Origin of the sequence: Staphylococcus hsinchuensis (assembly GCF_038789205.1) — a bacterium.
GTDB classification, from domain to species: Bacteria; Bacillota; Bacilli; order Staphylococcales; family Staphylococcaceae; genus Staphylococcus; species Staphylococcus hsinchuensis.
On sequence record NZ_CP128355.1, the window covers coordinates 343,013 to 362,244 of the forward strand.

The 19,232-nt window shown below is 32.7% G+C and carries 16 protein-coding genes and 1 riboswitch; of the genes, 5 read left to right on the forward strand and 11 right to left on the reverse strand.

Translation table 11 applies throughout. The annotated features are described in order from the left end of the window. The first annotated feature begins 225 nt into the window (after positions 1-225). On the forward strand, positions 226-2,178 hold the full coding sequence (locus tag QQM35_RS01855) for a fructose-1,6-bisphosphatase (protein ID WP_251517423.1): 1,953 nt from the start codon (positions 226-228) through the stop codon (positions 2,176-2,178). A 49-nt stretch (positions 2,179-2,227) separates the two neighbouring features. On the opposite strand, the gene QQM35_RS01860 is transcribed toward QQM35_RS01855, so the two are convergent. Then, a complete protein-coding gene (locus QQM35_RS01860) occupies positions 2,228-4,027 on the reverse strand; it encodes a cation:proton antiporter (protein WP_251517420.1) in 1,800 nt (599 codons plus the stop codon). 473 nt (positions 4,028-4,500) lie between these two features. On the opposite strand from QQM35_RS01860, the gene QQM35_RS01865 reads away from it, so the two are divergent. Further along, positions 4,501-5,916 carry an anion permease gene (locus QQM35_RS01865; RefSeq protein ID WP_251517417.1) on the forward strand — a complete coding sequence of 472 codons (1,416 nt, stop codon included), beginning with the start codon at positions 4,501-4,503 and terminating at the stop codon, positions 5,914-5,916. A gap of 88 nt (positions 5,917-6,004) precedes the next feature. Here QQM35_RS01865 and isaB read toward each other — a convergent pair whose 3' ends face one another. From isaB to QQM35_RS01880, 3 genes are all read right to left on the reverse strand, one after another. Then, positions 6,005-6,517 carry an immunodominant staphylococcal antigen IsaB family protein gene (gene isaB / locus QQM35_RS01870; RefSeq protein ID WP_251517413.1) on the reverse strand — a complete coding sequence of 171 codons (513 nt, stop codon included), beginning with the start codon at positions 6,515-6,517 and terminating at the stop codon, positions 6,005-6,007. A 321-nt stretch (positions 6,518-6,838) separates the two neighbouring features. After that, the gene (locus QQM35_RS01875) at positions 6,839-7,051 is read right to left on the reverse strand and encodes a VraH family peptide resistance protein (protein WP_251517411.1); all 213 of its coding nucleotides are present in this window, start codon (positions 7,049-7,051) and stop codon (positions 6,839-6,841) included. Positions 7,052-7,091: 40 nt separating this feature from the next. After that, positions 7,092-7,535, reverse strand: a complete 444-nt coding sequence (locus QQM35_RS01880; RefSeq protein WP_251517407.1) for a MarR family winged helix-turn-helix transcriptional regulator — start codon at positions 7,533-7,535, stop codon at positions 7,092-7,094. 258 nt (positions 7,536-7,793) lie between these two features. Here QQM35_RS01880 and aldA point away from each other — a divergent pair, with 258 nt between their 5' ends. Further along, positions 7,794-9,218 (forward strand): aldehyde dehydrogenase, encoded by a 1,425-nt coding sequence (gene aldA / locus QQM35_RS01885; RefSeq protein ID WP_251517405.1) that lies wholly within the window; start codon positions 7,794-7,796, stop codon positions 9,216-9,218. Positions 9,219-9,453: 235 nt separating this feature from the next. Here the strand turns inward: aldA and QQM35_RS01890 are convergent, their stop codons facing one another. Then, a complete protein-coding gene (locus QQM35_RS01890; protein ID WP_251517402.1) occupies positions 9,454-10,413 on the reverse strand; it encodes a metal ABC transporter solute-binding protein, Zn/Mn family in 960 nt (319 codons plus the stop codon). Positions 10,414-10,590: 177 nt separating this feature from the next. Here QQM35_RS01890 and QQM35_RS01895 point away from each other — a divergent pair, with 177 nt between their 5' ends. Continuing rightward, positions 10,591-10,875 (forward strand): GNAT family N-acetyltransferase, encoded by a 285-nt coding sequence (locus QQM35_RS01895; RefSeq protein WP_251517399.1) that lies wholly within the window; start codon positions 10,591-10,593, stop codon positions 10,873-10,875. Positions 10,876-11,007: 132 nt separating this feature from the next. Here QQM35_RS01895 and QQM35_RS01900 read toward each other — a convergent pair whose 3' ends face one another. From QQM35_RS01900 to QQM35_RS01925, 6 genes are all read right to left on the reverse strand, one after another. Then, positions 11,008-11,556 (reverse strand): tubby C-terminal domain-like protein, encoded by a 549-nt coding sequence (locus QQM35_RS01900; RefSeq protein WP_251943899.1) that lies wholly within the window; start codon positions 11,554-11,556, stop codon positions 11,008-11,010. Positions 11,557-11,655: 99 nt separating this feature from the next. Further along, positions 11,656-12,315, reverse strand: a complete 660-nt coding sequence (locus tag QQM35_RS01905) for an NAD(P)H-dependent oxidoreductase (RefSeq protein ID WP_251517388.1) — start codon at positions 12,313-12,315, stop codon at positions 11,656-11,658. 96 nt (positions 12,316-12,411) lie between these two features. Further along, complete coding sequence (gene srtA, locus QQM35_RS01910) at positions 12,412-13,005, reverse strand: class A sortase SrtA (RefSeq protein WP_251517386.1); 594 nt, start codon at positions 13,003-13,005, stop codon at positions 12,412-12,414. Between the two features lie 266 nt (positions 13,006-13,271). Beyond that, positions 13,272-15,017, reverse strand: a complete 1,746-nt coding sequence (gene thiC / locus QQM35_RS01915; protein WP_251942452.1) for a phosphomethylpyrimidine synthase ThiC — start codon at positions 15,015-15,017, stop codon at positions 13,272-13,274. Between the two features lie 136 nt (positions 15,018-15,153). Then, a riboswitch (TPP riboswitch) is annotated at positions 15,154-15,258 on the reverse strand. Positions 15,259-15,387: 129 nt separating this feature from the next. After that, on the reverse strand, positions 15,388-15,528 hold the full coding sequence (locus QQM35_RS01920; RefSeq protein WP_342610457.1) for a hypothetical protein: 141 nt from the start codon (positions 15,526-15,528) through the stop codon (positions 15,388-15,390). A 48-nt stretch (positions 15,529-15,576) separates the two neighbouring features. After that, on the reverse strand, positions 15,577-16,062 hold the full coding sequence (locus QQM35_RS01925) for a haloacid dehalogenase type II (protein WP_342610458.1): 486 nt from the start codon (positions 16,060-16,062) through the stop codon (positions 15,577-15,579). Positions 16,063-16,835: 773 nt separating this feature from the next. On the opposite strand from QQM35_RS01925, the gene QQM35_RS01930 reads away from it, so the two are divergent. Further along, on the forward strand, positions 16,836-18,944 hold the full coding sequence (locus QQM35_RS01930; protein WP_251517382.1) for a helix-turn-helix transcriptional regulator: 2,109 nt from the start codon (positions 16,836-16,838) through the stop codon (positions 18,942-18,944). Positions 18,945-19,232 lie beyond the last annotated feature (288 nt).

Here is a 19,232-nt window from a genome sequence, read left to right on the forward strand (position 1 = left end):
ACTTTTCAATAATTTTGTATATAAAAAATGGCTTTTCTCACTCATTTTTATATTTGAGTAACATCATCAAAATAAAAAGAATTAATTTTACCGTTTAATGTTACTTAAAATTGAACAAAGTATTAAAGGAGGAAGAATCGTAAGCCAAATGATGATATAATAATAAATATAATATGAAAACGCTTTATTCAATTCACTAAATATTACAACTGGAGTGACACAATTATGCATAATGCTACAGAGAAAAGTGTGAAGAGCAGGTATCTCGATTTATTAGCAGAACAATTCAACAATAAAGAAGAATTAGCTACTGAGATTATCAATTTAGAGTCAATTCTTGAGCTACCTAAAGGTACAGAACACTTTGTTAGTGACTTACATGGTGAATTCCACTCTTTCCAACACGTATTACGTAACGGTTCAGGTAATGTCCGTTCTAAAATAAATGACATCTTTAAAGATAAACTATCCGAAGAAGAAATTAATGAATTTTCAGCACTTGTATACTATCCAGAGGAAAAGTTAAATCTCGTTAAAAATGCATGTGAATCAAAAGCAGAATTAAATGAATGGTATGTAACGACAATCAATCGTCTTATCAAACTTATTACATATGCATCATCAAAGTATACGCGTACTAAGTTACGCAAAACGTTACCAAAAAACTTCGTCTTTATTATCGAAGAACTTCTTTATAAAAGTAATAAATACAATAATAAACAGTCCTATTATGAAAAGTTAATGAAACAAGTCGTAGAGTTAGAACAATCTGATGACATCATCATCGGCTTATCATTTACTGTACAACATCTCGTGGTCAATCACTTACATGTTGTTGGTGACATTTATGATCGTGGACCAGATCCAGACAAGATTATGGATACACTGATCGAATATCCTTCCGTAGATATCCAATGGGGAAATCACGATGTACTTTGGATTGGTGCCTATGCAGGTTCAAAGGTATGTTTAGCAAACTTATTACGTATTTGTGCTCGCTACGACAATCTAGATATTATAGAAGATGCTTATGGAATTAATTTGAGACCGTTACTTACATTAGCTGAAAAATATTACGACGGTAAAAATCCAGCTTTTCGCCCGAAAAATGCAGAAGGTTTAACAGAACTAGAACGTGAACAAATTACTAAGATTCAACAAGCTATTGCGATGATTCAATTCAAACTTGAAGCACCAATCATTAAACGACGCCCAACGTTTGAAATGGAAGATCGACTTGTACTAGAAAGTATTGATTTTGACAAAATGGAAGCTACAATTTATGGGAAAACATATCCTTTAGAAAATACTTGTTTCCACACGTTAAACCCAGATAACCCTAATGAATTATTAGAGGAAGAAGAAGAGGTTATCAATAAACTTTTACTTTCTGTGCAACAATCAGAAAAGTTAAAACGTCATATGACGTTCTTAATGCAAAAGGGTAACCTATATCTACGTTATAATGGTAATTTATTAATTCATGGTTGTATTCCAGTCGATGAAAATGGTGAAATGGAGTCTATGGTTATCGATGATGTTGAGCATCACGGTTGTGATTTATTAGATAACTTTGAATATTATGTAAGACATGCATTCGATCATAAAGATCAACAAGATGATCTTGCAACGGATCTCGTTTGGTACTTATGGACAGGTAAATACTCTTCATTATTCGGTAAACGTGCGATGACAACATTTGAACGTTACTTTATTAAAGACAAAGCATCTCACAAAGAAGAGAAAAATCCATACTACTACTTACGTGAAGACGTTGATATGTGTAAAAAAATGTTAAAAGACTTTGATTTAGATCCAGAACAAGGTCATATTATTAACGGTCATACACCTGTTAAAGAAATAGACGGGGAAGATCCTATTAAAGCTGATGGTAAAATGATCGTCATTGATGGTGGATTTTCAAAAGCATATCAATCAACAACAGGTATTGCTGGATATACATTATTATACAATTCATTTGGTATGCAGCTCGTTGCCCACCAACAATTCAATAGTAAAGAGCATGTCTTATTGAATGGTGCAGATGAACTTTCAATAAGACGTGTAGTTGATGAAGAACTTACACGTAAAAAAATTAGAGACACGAACACTGGACAAGAAATTCAAGATGAAATCAACGTATTAAAAGAACTTATGCATGATCGTTTCATCAATTAACAAAAAAACCACTTTGAGATATTCGTATCTCAAAGTGGTTTTTGATTTATTAAATATTGCGATGCAAGTACGCATCTTTTAAATAACCTATCGTACCCTCTTCTTTATTAAGCACATCGTTGTTCATTTTCTTAAATGTTACAACCTTATTTTCACTAATATGATATAACACCATATCATGAGCTGTGAGTTGTGATTTTTCTTTAACTGGAATTTCCAAAATATTATTTTCAGCAACAAATCGATTAAACCAATGTGAAGTGAAATTCCAATCAAATAAAATGTGATTTCTTATCGGTCCGTCAAGATTACTACGCGCATGTTCGTCCGTAAATGAAACTGGCATCATTTGCACATTTTTCAATCCAAACTCAGGAACCAACTCATTAAACGCCAAACTGTTAAATACAAATGACTGTGTCATTAACAGACATTTATTGTAACGTGTAAGATCTGAATAAATCCGATCATTACTCGATAATAAGTTTCCTTCAAACACTTCTAAATCCATTTCTTTTGCTCTATCTTTCTTATTATCAAATAAATTGAACGTCATAACTGGTATATTATGTTCTCTTAATTTAGAACCTAAATGATAAGAAAACATACTCTCACCAACGAGTATAACACCAGGCGGTTCATTACTAGATAACTTCATGACTTTACTCAATGGTACAAATGTGAAGCCGTAAATCACCACTGTCACAAATACTAATCCAAAAGTCACTGGTGTAATATATTGCGCCATTGGCATACCTTTTTGGACAAATAAACCACCGAAAAATTGTGCGACAGTTAGAACTACAATACCTCTCGGCGCCATCATAGAGACCATCGCGCGCTCTCGTGTTGAAATTTCTGTATTTATTGTAGACAGAATGATCGAAAGTGGTCGAACTAATACAATCATGACGAAACAGAATAAAAATAATTGCCAACTTACAACATTTTTCAACACATCTAATGAAAGTGACGATGTAATTAATATAAAGACCGTTGAAATCATAATCGTCGATGTATTTTCAATGAAATGGTCAGATTCTTTAAATATTAAATCGTGACGTTTCATTCGTGCCATCATTAAACCGAATATTGTAACCGCTAATAAACCTGATTCTGGTAAAAATTCATCACAAATTGCAAAAATAAGTAATATAAATATTAACTGAATTGGTGGCATTAAGTTTTGCGGTATGTGATCACGTTTAATAAACCACATAAAGATAAATGATGCGACAAAACCAATCGCAATTGCAATAACCAATCGAACAATGAAACTTACAATAATTTGTAATTCAAAGCCTTGTTCAACGATTTCAAATAAGTAAAAAGCCCCTAAAGCTAACATAGGCCCAATTGGATCAAGGATAATACTTTCCCATCTTAATATCGAATCTACATTTTTATGTACTTTCGCTTGTTTCAACAACGGCTGTATGACGGTAGGCCCAGTGATTAAGAACAGCCCGCCTAGTACTAACGAAATTTCGATTGGAAATCCAAAAATTAAATACAGGGCAACGGCACCTAGTATCCAAGCTAACCCCGCACCAATCGTAATAATTCTTATGACAGCTTTCGAAATGCCTTTAAGCTCTCTAAAGTCTAGCGTACTACTACCTTCAAATAAAATGATTGCCACTGCTAACGATACGAGTGGACTAAAAACAGAGTGCCCTAAACTTTCTTGTGGATTTATTAATCCTAAAATAGGTCCAACTAATAGACCTATGATCGCCATAACAACAATCGATGGCCATTTGATTCTTGTTGCTAGCCACTGACTAAATATACCTAAAGCTAAAAATATAACAATAACCAGGATAAGTGGTAATTTTAGTAATGACACATGTACTCCCTCTTTCCTTTCTCTATCTCAAACATCTTTTATTTTCTATTACTCATTTAAACTTATTTTAGCACGTACTAAAAAAGGTATGTTATCAAAAATTTCATATTTACGCATTTAATTAAACTTAATTTTCTCGTACACTTTTCAAAATTTTAATATAACTACAAATTCCCATTTCATTTCGAAAAAATACGAAGAAATGATTATAATAGAATATCGCAGCGTTGTCATGTTTTACACATTCATTGATAATGATTGTCATCTTTACAGGACCTAGATATCAAACTATAATTGAATATGAATTTTATAAATATTTATATAGAAAAGAGATGACTATATTGAAGTAATTATATGGCATCATCACCCGCCACCCCATTTTCATCAATATAATTACTACTATTTTGATAGTGGTTAATTAACTTTCTATTCACGTAAGTAATTTAATTTATAAATAAGAAAGGTGAATATTGATGAATAAAGATATTAATTATAAGAAGTTTATCGTTCCTATTGTTGTGGGCATTATCCTCTGGCTATTAACCCCTATTAGACCAGCAGGATTAGACGTTACAGCTTGGCATATGTTCGCAATCTTTGTTGCTACGATTATCGGTTGTATTACCCAACCACTACCAATTGGCGCAGTCGCAATGATTGGTTTCTCACTGACTGTACTTACAGGAACAGTCAAAACAGACACAGCTATGGCTGGTTTTGGTAACAGTAGTATTTGGTTAATTGCAATGGCCTTTTTCATATCACGTGGATTTGTGAAAACAGGCTTAGGTAGACGTATTGCATTACAATTCGTAAAGTTATTCGGTAAGAAAACATTAGGCTTAGGTTATGCATTACTCGGCGTTGATTTAATATTAGCTCCTGCCACACCAAGTAATACAGCGCGTGCTGGTGGTATCATGTTCCCTATTATCAATGCACTTTCTCGTTCATTTGGTTCTAAACCGGAAGATGGTACAGAGCGTAAAATGGGTGCATTCCTAATCTTTACAGAATTCCAAGGTAATATGATTACAGCTGCGATGTTCTTAACAGCGATGGCAGGTAACCCATTAGCCCAGTCCCTTGCTAAAGATCAAGGCGTTAATATTACTTGGATGAACTGGTTCTTAGTCGCGCTCGTTCCAGGTATCATCTCATTAATTTTGGTACCTTTCATCATCTATAAGATTTATCCACCAGAAATCAAATCTACACCTAATGCGAAATCATGGGCACAAGGTGAATTAGATGAAATGGGTAAAATGCATAAAAATGAAAAATTCATGATTGGAATCTTTTTAATTGCATTAATCCTTTGGATACTAGGTAGTGTCATTCACATTGACGCAACGCTTACTGCCTTTATCGCTTTATCGTTATTACTTATCACAGGCGTTTTAACTTGGAATGATGTCCTTAAAGAAACAGGTGCTTGGAACACATTAATTTGGTTCTCTATTCTTGTAATGATGGCTAACCAACTTAACAAGTTAGGATTTATCCCTTGGTTAAGTAAAGCTATTTCAAGTAACTTAGGTGGATTAAGTTGGCCATTAGTATTGATTATACTTGTACTATTCTACTTCTATTCACACTATTTATTCGCAAGTTCAACTGCTCACGTAAGTGCGATGTATTCCGCATTAATTGGTGTTGCAATTGCTACAGGCGCACCTCCTTTATACAGTGCATTGATGCTCGGTTTCTTTGGTAACTTAATGGCATCAACAACACATTATAGTAGTGGTCCTGCACCAATACTTTATTCTGCAGGCTACGTTTCACAAAATCGCTGGTGGACAATGAATGCAATACTAGCCATATTCTATTTAATCGTATGGTTCGGTATCGGTTCACTATGGATGAAACTTATCGGACTTATGTAATTTAATAACCCTACATCATAGTCATAAGAAGACTATGATGTAGGGTTATTTATTGCTATAAAAACGTAATATACAATTATTGTTCTTATTATCCAATAGTAACTTTGATTACATGGTTATGATAAACAGTAAACGTAATATTATGTTTATCAAAGTTAAAACTATACATACCATCATCTGATTCATCAGCTGCATCAGTATGCGCTGGTTGATATCTATAGTCTTCTCCGTAGTGATCTATAAGATCATCGACTGTTACTTGACCTTCAGCTATTGGAAACTCTACACTTGATGCAACATTTCCTGAAACTTTATAAAACTTTTGATCGTATGCATAAGTAACTTCTTTACCTTGGTTAGCACTATGTTCATTATCAACACTTGTATTATTAAAAGTAACATGACCTGATCTTACTGCATTGACGAAAGCATTATCTAAGATAAAGCTTGATTGATTACCAGTGTAGCCATTGAATTGATAATAAGGGATTTCAGATGCTTGTACGACTTCATGAGAGTGACCTGATTGAGCAAAATTGACACCAAAGACAGTTGCGACACAAATTCCACTTGCAAGTAACGGTTTAACAATTTTTTTCATTTTCAACACCCCTAACACTAAGTATAGTTTAATATTACATTTTTATTACAAATGTGTCAATTATTTTACTATTACCTCATACCACTGTCATCTTGTTGTAAAATATACACACTAATTTTCTAATTGAGGTTTTGTACACCAGCCTGGTAAAAATGACTATGTGTTGAAATAGTTTGATATAAGTACATTTTCAATTCAGACATCTACCGCCTAATTAAAAAAGAGTCTGAGACACCTTTTTTGTCTCAGACTCAGATTATTCATACAGTTATGAAAAACACATAATATAAAGTACTTTGTGAATCACGTTAATAAAATTGATCAATTTATATCTTTATGTTGTTGCTTGCGACGTTTCATTTTTTCCTTAAATGCTTCATCTTCAAATGCAAAATAAGCAATGATGCCACCTGGAATTCCGAAAATAGGTGTTAATAAAAAACTACCTATGAGGCAATATACACCTACCATCAATAATTCGTCTCTTTCCCATTGTTTGTTAATGAGTTCTTCGTACATTTCTTTTAAAGACAATATCTATTCTCCTTTCTGTAAAAAGTTGGAGTATGAATAATCAACTGCATTTATTTGTTTTCGTATATCTTGATAACTTTTTTAAGGCATTCTGGAGGTTGAGGAGTTCTTCATCAGTAAGTACTGAAAATGCATTATCTAATGTTTCAGCGTGATGCGGAAATACTGAAGCCATAAGTTCATGACCTTCATCGGTTAGCGAGGCATAAATAACACGTCTATCCTTTTCAAGACGTAACCTTTTTACGTATCCTTTTTTCTCTAGTTTATCAACTACATACGTGATACTACTACTAGCTATCAAAACTTTCTTCCCTATTCGTTGAATTGGTTGATCCCCTTTATGAAAGAGTAATTCCATAACTGCAAATTCTGTAATATTTAAACCATACCTTTTGACATCATTTTTTACAATTTGTTCAAGATAATCCGCGGTTCTATGAATACCTACAAATGTATTCAAAGCATTTTTTGTTCGATCCAATTAAATCAACTACTTCCCATTTCTATCAAATTCGAGCCAAATTATAATTACTCTCAAAATTCACTTGTCTGATTATAATCGTTAGTAATGTAGTTTATTGAAAATGATTATATAGTCTCCCTTATTTATAGTTTATAATTTCTTTCCTTTTTTATCAATTATAAATTTAAAATTAAACATAAAATAATATAACTGAATAGTCAGATAGTTTTTAAATTTACCTAAAGTGGTATTTTTATAATGTGGAGGTGTTTAGAAATGAACAAACTATTTATAAACAATGAATTTATCGAAAGTAAATCAACAGACTCAATAGATGTGATTAACCCTGCTACAGGAGAAACAATAGATACAGTTACTTTTGCATCTGAAGAAGAAGTTAACGAAGCAGTAGAAAAATCTAAGCAAGCACAACTTGAATGGGAAAAAGTCCCTCAACCAAAACGAGCAGATCATGCTAAATTACTCATCCCATTACTAGAACAAAATAAAGACGCATTAGCTGATTTATATGTGAAAGAACAAGGTAAAACGTTAGCTTCTGCAAAAGGTGAAATTGAAAAATCTATTCATTTTATCGATTATATGACAAGTCTCAGTATGTCAAATAAAGGCGAAGTTCTACAAAATAGTCGGGAAAATGAAACGATATTATTAACGAAAAAGCCCATCGGTGTTACTGCCGGTATCGTTCCTTGGAATGCACCTATTTTAGTATTGATGAGAAAGGTCATCCCTGCTATTGTGACAGGTTGTTCAGTAGTCATCAAACCAAGTGAAGCAACTTCTCTCATAACTTTAAAAATTGCCGAACTGATTCGCGAATCAACTATACCAGCAGGTCTTGTTCAAATCGTTCCAGGTAAAGGTGAAACTGTCGGTACACAACTTGCACAGCACCCTGACATTCAATTAATTTCACTAACTGGAAGTATGCGTACTGGTAAATCCGTTTACTCAGAAAGCGCCTCAAATGTTAAAAAGGTAAATTTAGAACTTGGCGGTAATGCACCTGTACTTGTTACTGAAAATGCGAATATAGAAAAAGCTGCAGACTATATTGTTACTGCACGTATTAATAATGCCGGACAAGTATGTACGTGCCCTGAACGTATCTTCGTTCACCAATCAGTACATGATGAATTTATCAAAGCCTTAAAAGATAAGATGGAACAGTTAACAGTTGGCGATCCATACGATGAAGCTACAGATTATGGTGCAATTATTAATGAAGCTCAGTTACAAAGTATCGATGACAAAGTCCAATCAGCTATCCACAATGGAGCAAACTGTGTAACAGGTGGTCACATTATCGATCGTCCTGGTTATTTCTATGCACCTACAATTTTAGACAACGTTAAACCATCCGATTTAGCCTTCAAAGAAGAAATCTTTGGCCCAGTATTACCAGTCGTAACATACACGGATTACGATGAAGCCATTACACAAGCGAACGACACAAATGCTGGCCTCTCATCATATGTATTCTCAGAAAACTTAAAAGATGTAATGACTGCCTCTGAACAACTAAAGTTCGGTGAAGTTTATGCTAACTGCGAAGCTGAAGAAGTAGTGAACGGATTTCACTCAGGTTGGAGAGAATCTGGACTTGGTGGCGCCGATGGAATTCATGGTTTAGAAGAGTATTACAATACAACAGTCTCATATATTAGATATGATTAAAGCAATGCCTTAGAAACGCTTTCTTAACGCAAGAGACATTGATCACTTGTATCCCACCTTAATCGTGTCGCGACTACATGATTGAACCATAACTTATTCAAGTATGTACGGGCAAAATCATTAAATTTTTAATATAAAAGCGAGCTAACCCTTAATGGATTAGCTCGCTTTTTTTGAGAATTAAGCTTCAGATTGTAAACGCTCAATACTGTGTATTTGTGTCTCAAAACCCTCTTTATTGATTAAGTGCCTTATCTAAAGAGTGGATATTCTTTTTCATAAGTGATTGGAACGTAATGTTTTTATCATTCTTTTGTGCTTTAGTTAGCATAGCCATATTATGAAAATCTAATGGTTGTGTATCTGATTCTTTTTCAATGACGTTCGTAACTTTAGATGAAATGTTTTGTTCGTAAAGCACATATGGTTGTTTTGAATCTTTAATACTATGAACTATTTTGACTAAATTTTGTTGTGTCGGTTCTTCATTATTTATGCCACTAACACCTTGTTGTTTAAAGTGATAACGATGTGCTAGATAACCGATAGAATCATGAGAAATCACGACCGTATCTCTTTTTGGATTTTTCGTTACTGCTTTCAACTGTTCATCGATTTGTGTTAAATCTTGTTTTAAATTTTGATAATTATGATTGTAATATTTTTTATGTTTGGGATCTTTTCGAATTAAATCTTGTTTAATATTATAAGCTAGCTTCTTATCTAATACAGGGTCTAACCAAACATGTGGATCATGACTTTCGCCTTCATGATGGCCTCCATGGTCATCATGGTGATGCTCATGCTCATGACTTGAAATAAGGTCATGATGATCTATCCCCTGAACTACTGGTAATTTCAAATTATCATCCTTGATGGATTGTGCAATTTTCTTTGCCACAGGGTCCATCTCTTCGTCTGAATAAATAAATAAATCACTTTTAGCAATATTTATCATTTCTTTTTGAGTTGGTTCAAACGAATGTGCATCTGCACCGGGGGGATATATCGATTCGGCTTTCACATACTTCCCACCAATTTGTTGAGCAAAGCTTTGAAATGCAAATGCGGTCGTGTAGATATTTAATTTATTACTTTCTGAGACCTGCTTATGCTCTGAATGATTAGATTGACTACAACCACTTAGTACGACGATAAGCATGCTTATTAAAATGATTACTAAACTTTTCTTCAAAAAAACACGCCTCCAACTCAAAAGATTCCGTTCAAACTATATACTTATTTACTAAATATTTCAATGGTTTCAACTAAAAACTTCACTAATTCGTAAAATACCCATTATTGACTTCAGTTTAAATTTTTCTTATACGGATATTTATATAGTAAGAACATTGCCAAAGGAGAGATATGTATGGCTAAAATCGTAAAAGGATCAAATAAATTTTATATTGGTGATAACGAAGAGAATCCAAAAGCACAAATTACTTTCGAAAAAGAAGATGATAATCTTATTAATATCGACCATACAGGCGTGCCTGAAGAAATGGGAGGCCAAGGTATTGGGTCTAAACTTGTACAAACAGTCGTTGATTATGCACGTGAAAACGACTTAAAAGTTACTGCAACTTGCCCATTTGCTAAGAAAGTAATGGAAAAAAGTGATGATTACCAAGATGTTTATCAACAACATGACTAAGCACATCAATGCTTAACTATAAAAAAAGCACGCGACGTTGATATGAAAAACGTCGCGTGTTTATTATTAAAATGCATTTCACTGAATAGATTTCGATAGTGATTAAAAATCAAAATCGAAATCTAGATCTGTTCAACTAGATTTTCTGCGTTGTTGTTCTTGGAATTCGTAAAATACTTGGAATAGCATAATTAACATCGCCGGATGATATTCGTCAGTATGGATATCAATGTCATGACGAGAGGCGATTTTAAAGCGTTGAGATTTAGTATTCATAATCTCATTTCGTCCGTCATTTACGGATACACTTCTTGAAATAAATCCTGATTGGAACTTTAAAGTGTCACCTTGGCTACCTTCGAATAACATCGTTGGTTTTAAGCCCATTTTAGTACGGAAAACGCCAAATTTATTCCCATTTTTGTCAACGTCCCATACGGTTTTAAATGGGGTTTTAATTTTCCCACTTATCGCTTTCTCTTGAGTTATGCGATACGTATCATGACCATCTGTGATTTCGAAATTTTGTTTACCTTTTCCGCCGAAAATTGCAAAAGCCTCTTGTGTTGCTGACGTATAAAACAACTGCATTTTGTATACAGCTTCATCATTCTCATTAAAAACATCGATTGTCGACTTTGAAGCATTAAAAAAGTTCTCTTTGAAATAAAAGCGCACGATCTTTTTAACCTCCATAAATTTTGTTCTTAAACATAATTATAACAAAGTTGGGAAAATACATATAATAATAACTTATTTATAATGAACACGTGTATATAATTACTCAATCCACTCAATAACATCTTCAGTTGATTGTCTTACTTTGTCTTTGGGTTCAGTTTCTCTATAACCAAATGCAACCATCACTGAAGGTGCAAATTGTTCAGAATCAATAATGCCTTCATCTTCTAATAATTGGGTTACACGATCTAAGTCAAACCCTTCCATAGGGCAAGAATCGATACCAAGTAATGCTGCAGATGTCATCATATTAACTAAAGCGATATATGTTTGTTTGCTCGCCCAATCAAATAAAGTGCGTGCATTATCATTGATGTGAAAACCTGTTTGGAAATTATCAAATTTCTCTTCTACAGCAGGGAAAGTACTTTCATCATACTTTTTCACATTTTTTAATAAATGTTGTACGTACGGTGATTTAAACGTTACATTTTTACGCGCTAGAATGAGCACAAAATGACTTGCAGTTTCTAATTGTCCTTGCGCCCCCATACTAATAGGTTTTAACTTCTCTCTTAGTTCTTTATTTTGGATAACGATAAATTTCCATGGTTCTAACCCGAGTGAACTTGGTGATAGTCGCCCAGCTTCAAGAATAGTTTTAAAATCAGACTGCTCTATTTCCTTATTTGCATCAAAACGTTTTGTCGCATGTCTATAATTAAATGCTTCGATTATTTTTTGTTGCATTTGTGTCATGTTCATGCCTTCCTTTCAAATAAGTTGCGTTATAATTTATAGTATAAGCGATTATTTTATTCCGATTAAAGTAATATGTTTTGAAATTTCTAAAAACTAGACAGCTTGTGCCACGAAAATCTTACGTTTTTCCCACGTATCCGTTTTAGCATTATAGTCATCACAAGTAATTAAAGTGAGTTGTTGTTTTTTCGATTTCTGCTCATCTAAAACTTTGACATCATTAGGATTTACATCTTTAATTTTAGTGATTTTATATTTACGCTTTTCTTTTCCAGTTTTAAATGTAACTTTACTTCCTTTTTTTGCTTTGTGTAAGTTTGAAAATTGATAAGTCGAAGAACCTTCATATGTGTGTCCCGCAATCGCAATATTTTGATCATTTAATGACTCATTTGCTTCAGCAAAGCTCACGCCTCTATTTAATTGTTTCGGTGTGGCTGGACCTGGATAGACTGCTTCTTTAATATGAGCATCTGGCACTGAAATATAACCCGCCATTTTTGATTTATCTTTAGGTATTTCTGCCTTAGCTTTAGATTGTTGTTGTTTATCATATTTTTGAACCTGCTTGTCGTTCTCTTTTTGTGCAAAATATTCATCAATGTGTGGTTTGGCAAATAGGTAAATTGCAGCGAGAATAAGTACGATACCGAGTATTGTTATGAGTCGATTTCCCCATTTTTTCATTTAATATAACTCCTTGTTCCCATTATAGAAATTTACTTTCAGTATAGCACAATTGAATATGAAACATCATAACAATCGGACTTATTTCACCGTACTATAGAACAGTAAAATCTCTAACTATGATGACATATTTTTATGCTTTTGCTAAAGATTTGTCCATCTCATTGTATCTAGCATTTAATAAATAAAAAGACAAACCCTACACTTTAAATCGCGTAGGGTTTGCCTCAATATTTATTATCTATATTCATTTTAGACAGACAAATTTAGTGGTATATTTTACTACCCTCAGAGATAAATTCTTCTGATTTTTCTTTTAAACCTTCTTCTTTAAATTGTTGTAATTCCTCGCTGTTTCGTAAATCATGAGAAATACGCATAGAACAAAACTTAGGACCACACATACTACAGAAGTGTGCGACTTTAGCAGATTCGGCAGGCAACGTTTCATCATGGAATGCACGCGCTTTATCTGGGTCTAAAGATAAATTAAATTGATCGTACCATCTGAACTCAAAACGTGCTCTACTGATTTCATCGTCTCTTTTTTGAGCATTTTTTAAACCTTTAGCTAAATCGGCAGCATGAGCAGCAATTTTATATGTGACTACACCTTCACGTACATCATCTTTATTTGGTAATCCGAGATGTTCTTTAGGTGTAACGTAACACAACATTGCTGTACCATGACTCGCGATCTGTGCCGCTCCAATTGCTGATGTAATATGGTCATATGCTGGTGCAATATCCGTTGTTAATGGTCCTAATGTATAGAATGGTGCTTCTTGACAATGGAAATCTGCTAACGTTTGATTCTCTTTAATCTTCTGCATAGGAATATGACCTGGACCTTCAATCATCACTTGAACATCGTGTTCCCAAGCAATTTTTGTTAATTCACCAAGCGTTTCAAGTTCTAATATTTGGCTTTCATCATTAGCGTCATATATAGAACCTGGGCGTAACCCATCACCTAATGAAATAGAGATATCATAAGCACTTAATATTTCGCAAATTTCGTCGAAGTGTGTATATAAAAAGCTTTCCTCGTGATGTGCTAAACACCACTGCGCCATAATTGAGCCACCGCGTGACACAATACCAGTCAATCGATCCACCGTTGTTGGGACATAACGTAATAATACGCCTGCATGAATCGTAAAGTAATCTACACCTTGTTCAGCTTGTTCTATTAACGTGTCTCTATAAATTTCCCATGTTAAATTTTCAGCAATACCGTCAACCTTTTCAAGCGCTTGATAAATTGGCACAGTTCCTACAGGCACTGGAGAGTTTCTTAACAGATATTCACGTGTCGCATGAATGTTTTTACCTGTAGATAAATCCATAATCGTATCTGTACCCCAATGGATCGCCCATACTAACTTCTCAATTTCCGCTTCAATCGATGAACTTACAGCTGAGTTACCGATATTAGCATTGATTTTCACCTGGAAGTTTTTACCTATAATCATTGGTTCTGATTCTGGATGGTTTACATTATTAGGAATAATTGCACGTCCTCTAGCAATTTCTGAACGCACAAATTCAGGAGATACATCTTCTCTTGTTGCGACGAATTTCATTTCTTTCGTAATAATACCTTGTTTCGCATAATGCATTTGTGTCACACATCGTCCACTTTCTGCTTTACGTGGTTGATATTTAAAAGGTGTTTCTACAAACTTTTTATGGTTATCTTTTTTAAAACCATTATCAAGGGACTGTACTTTTCTCCCTTCATAACGTTGTGTATCTTGGCGTTGGTCTATCCAATCTTTTCTTAATTGAGGAATACCTTGTTGCACATCAATTTGATATGAGTCATCATGATATGGGCCTGCCGTATCGTATACAACTACAGGCTCGTTTTCAGTTGTACCTTCTTCAGTAGTTGTTGGTGAAAGTTCGATTTCACGGAATGGTACCTTAATATCATCATCTTCACCATTCACCCAAATTCTACGACTAGATGGGAATTGTTTCTTTAATTCAATCTTTTCTTGTTCCATAAAAAAACTCCTTAGCATGTATTATTGCTAGGAGACCTGATTTTGATACACAATGACCTTAATCTACATAAATATACATATGTAAAAGACGATTGGAATATAGTATCCCTTAAAAATCTATTTAACAAATGTATCAAGACATTGTGACCGGCTTCCCTACGCTAGTATTAACTAGATCAGGTTCAAAGGGTTGAGATATATAATCTCTTTCAGCTCTTAACAAGCACCCCTAGCAATTGTTATTAAATTATAAATAAAAGTTAACATTTTTTAGTTGAAAATACAAAAATTTATAGAATATAAACAACTTTGTTTATATTCTATTTGTATTAACACTGAACCACATTTGGGTTCTATAAGTTGTCTTACCCTAATTGTTCAGTTCCAACCATTTTACTAATTCATTCAAGTGATTCACTGTAATTGTTGGATCGTCTCCATTTTGATCAAATAACGTATCATTACGGTTAACCCATACTGTATCAAAGCCAAAGTTATTGGCTCCTGTCACATCCCAAGTATTAGAAGAAACGAATAGGACATCTTCTCTACGAACATTTTAATAATCTAATATGAGTGCGTAGCTTGCCTCACTAGGTTTGTATTGTTTCACTTCATTAACACTAATCACCGTGTCGAAGAATTCTGCAATCTCTGAGTTATCAATTAAAGGCATGAGCATACTATCATTTCCATTCGAAAGGACCCCTATATCAACACCTAATGCTTTAATATCAGAAAGTGCTCTCGGAATTTCTTTATAGTAAGATAATTTTAGAAATGCATCAAACAAACGATTAATATCTTCTCTATTGTACTGAATATTATGTACATTTAATGTATAACGCAAAGCGTTTTTAGTTAATTCATCAAAGGGTATATATCGGTGCATTATTTGTCTAATAAACATATGATTGATTTGTGTTTCTCGCCAATCACGTGAAATTTGATTTGCTAAGGATTCGTCAAATTCAATCATTTCATTTTTTAAAGAATCTAAATCAAAAACAGTTCCATACACATCAAAAATAATCGCCTTATACATTTTTACCCCTCTCTTTCTATAATAAAGTTATTCTTATTTTACACTTTTGAATAATTTTTAAACAGAAATATTAAAATATAATAAATATCTTACACCTTTACATATTCACGTAGGGACCCTTGTATATAAAAATGTGTTTCGTTTTGAAGAGAAATTATATAAAACCAACATTTCATCTCCTATTTTTTTAATTCTAAATTTATATTGTGGTTTTACAATTAAAGTTATATAATATAAATAAGAGACGGAAACTATTTTTATATCAGTTCAAGCTTTAAAGTCATCATCGTTTAATACATTCCCAAACCAAGCTTTATATTCCCATTTACCCCAATGATATAAAATTTCCTTCTCACAAATAAAGTATAGACATCTCAGGTTAAATAATTGGTACGATTTCTCTTCCAAATTACTGTTTAATCCGCTGTCTCGCTCTATTTGAAAAAGAGATCTAAAGTTGCTACTTTTAGTGACTTTAGATCTTCTTCTATATAGAAGTATTTTTTACTTGCCTAATTCCACACTCAATTGATATATTTTGATCAATCTACCGCCTAATAACTACTTTTTTCTCCTAAATTTTTATCCCACCACCTGTTTTTATAAATAACTGCTTACAAAACTTTAATTTCTGCAACGTCACATGTATGATTTATGACATTTGACCTACCATTTAATAATATTTCCTATTTACCATTTTAATTTTAGGACAGAATAGTAAAATAACGTTAAACGAAAAGGTCTCGTTTTATATTTAAACAAAGGTGATATTATTGATTAATACGACTACACTAACTTTAAGAAACAACTATACATCCTTATTAACGCGAAATATTAATAAAATCATCATACTCATTCCTTTAGGTAAGCCATGTAATATAAATTTAAACGGCAAGTCGCTAACTATTTCTGAAGGTTTAATTATAAACAATACAGATCTCTATCAATACGAAAAGGTAGAACAGCTCATTGAACTTGCTATCCCGTTACAGTTGTTGTGTGAAAAAGCATCAAACTTAAATTATATATACTACGACTTTAAACAAATCGTAAACTTCACATCATTTAAACGCCTTATCACTCATGATTTATTTGAAGCTTATTGTCACAATAAGAATATACATGCCTATATCAAAGAAGTTATTCAATATTTACTCGACTATGCTAAGGTACAATTAAACAATACATATTTACCTGCTTACTATACTAAACATCCATTACTACGCAAGATTGTCGATTATATTAATAGTCATATTGATACAGCACTGACTACTAAAGATTTAGCTGATGCTTTTTATATATCACAGTCGTACATTTCTATACTATTTTCTAAACATATGTCTATCAATTATAAATCGTATATCAATTCATTAAGAATTTCTTTATCTATTTATGATTTAATTAACAATCAATATAGTATTAGTAATATTGCAGTCAAATATAATTTCAACAACGTGGCTATATTTACGAAACATTTTAAATTTTATTTAAAAATACCTCCTAAAGAATATAAATATCAATATAGAGCGACTAGCGACACATATAATTACAAATTAAAAGTTTTAGATAAAGAATTAGTAGTATTTTTAAAAAGTTATAATCAAACACAAGCCCTTACGAAACCGAATGATGATGTACTCAAAATTGATTTAACTAAACTTAAACCTAACATCCATATCAATGGGCATTATGTCATTATCCACCTGAATAGCCTTTATGATTTACTTGTCGTGGCTGACCAACAACTAGAGAATCGTATTTTACAACATTTCTCAAATATCAATTTTCTAATTAAGAATACAAATGTAGAGCATTTTAATGTTCTAGATAGTCAGAAACTTTTCAATGCTATCGTTACGTTGATTCAAAAGCAATATCATTTAACTTTTAACATTCATTCTCTCGATAGCTTTCAGTTATTCGAGCATAAAATTTTGAAATTGATTAAAGCACATGACAAAGAACAATCACTTATCCGACAACTTTGTTTGTTATTCGAACCATCCCAATTGATTACGACAGAAAATTATAATTTAATTCATTCGGTTCTCCAGCCGTATCAAGGGTTGAAAACGGCACTCGTTATTGATCATTTTATTGAAAAACGACAAAACTTAACTGATATCATTTCACACATTCATTCGATACAAGTCGATTATTACTACATCAATATGGACCTTATTCAGTTATCGACATATATCAGTTTGAAGTCAAAGCATAACAACCATCATGCATTTGAAATCAAACAACAACTTAAGCATTTAATTGAATTATGTGGTAGGACGATGACTCAGAAACTTGTGTTTAATAACATTACACACCCTGCACTTATTAAGTATTTTAAACATACAATTTGTGCCAGCCATATTTATTTCACACAATTTCTGATAGATTTTGATTATCCCATAGCGGGACTTGGTTACCCTCTCTATTCTATTGATGAGAATCAATTAATGGTAATAGATCATAATCAAAGTTTGATGCCTATGGTTCATGTTTATAACATGTTACAACCATTTATGAATCAGAATGTCACGTTAATTAATAACGGCATCATATTTCAACAAGACAAACGATTTCACATATTGTTATATCATCATCGTGCTACAGAAACTCAATCTAACCATTTAAAAATAGAGATAGCCCACCATATTAATAGAGATTTTCCAATCTTTTCTCGTTTATTGAATAATCAGCATGGTAATATTAAGTGTTTGATTTCGTCTAGTTTATATAGAACATCCATCAACACAACAATGTTAAATCACATTAATCATTCGAATTATCCATTTGCAACTTATAATAAACACAATCATCACAAAGCGATTAATTTAAGCTTAGATGATGCTTCAATACATTATTTAATGATCAATTACGAATAATTTACTCAAGTGGTACTTTTGCTTATTTGAACATACACCGTGAATTTTATAGTATGTTTTCCATTTTTACATAACTCTTAAAATAAGCAAAAGTACATTATATTGTCCCCTTTGTTACAATTAATCACAAAAAAGTTGAACAATCTTTTAGATTTTTATATTTAATTTTCTGAAAATATTTACAAGTCAAAAAATTATTAGTATATTCATATATATCAACCATTTTAAACCTTACTATTTTCTTTGATTACGGCGTAGATCTCAAATAGAATTGTTAAAACTTTCTAT

Excerpts from the sequence above, each read along its gene's own strand:
- QQM35_RS01855 (WP_251517423.1), top strand. The coding sequence starts at position 226 with ATGCATAATGCTACAGAGAAAAGTGTGAAGAGCAGGTATCTCGATTTA.
- QQM35_RS01865 (WP_251517417.1), top strand. The coding sequence starts at position 4,501 with ATGAATAAAGATATTAATTATAAGAAGTTTATCGTTCCTATTGTTGTG.
- isaB (WP_251517413.1), bottom strand. The coding sequence starts at position 6,517 with ATGAAAAAAATTGTTAAACCGTTACTTGCAAGTGGAATTTGTGTCGCA.
- aldA (WP_251517405.1), top strand. The coding sequence starts at position 7,794 with ATGAACAAACTATTTATAAACAATGAATTTATCGAAAGTAAATCAACA.
- QQM35_RS01895 (WP_251517399.1), top strand. The coding sequence starts at position 10,591 with ATGGCTAAAATCGTAAAAGGATCAAATAAATTTTATATTGGTGATAAC.
- QQM35_RS01905 (WP_251517388.1), bottom strand. The coding sequence starts at position 12,315 with ATGACACAAATGCAACAAAAAATAATCGAAGCATTTAATTATAGACAT.
- srtA (WP_251517386.1), bottom strand. The coding sequence starts at position 13,005 with ATGAAAAAATGGGGAAATCGACTCATAACAATACTCGGTATCGTACTT.
- thiC (WP_251942452.1), bottom strand. The coding sequence starts at position 15,017 with ATGGAACAAGAAAAGATTGAATTAAAGAAACAATTCCCATCTAGTCGT.
- QQM35_RS01925 (WP_342610458.1), bottom strand. The coding sequence starts at position 16,062 with ATGTATAAGGCGATTATTTTTGATGTGTATGGAACTGTTTTTGATTTA.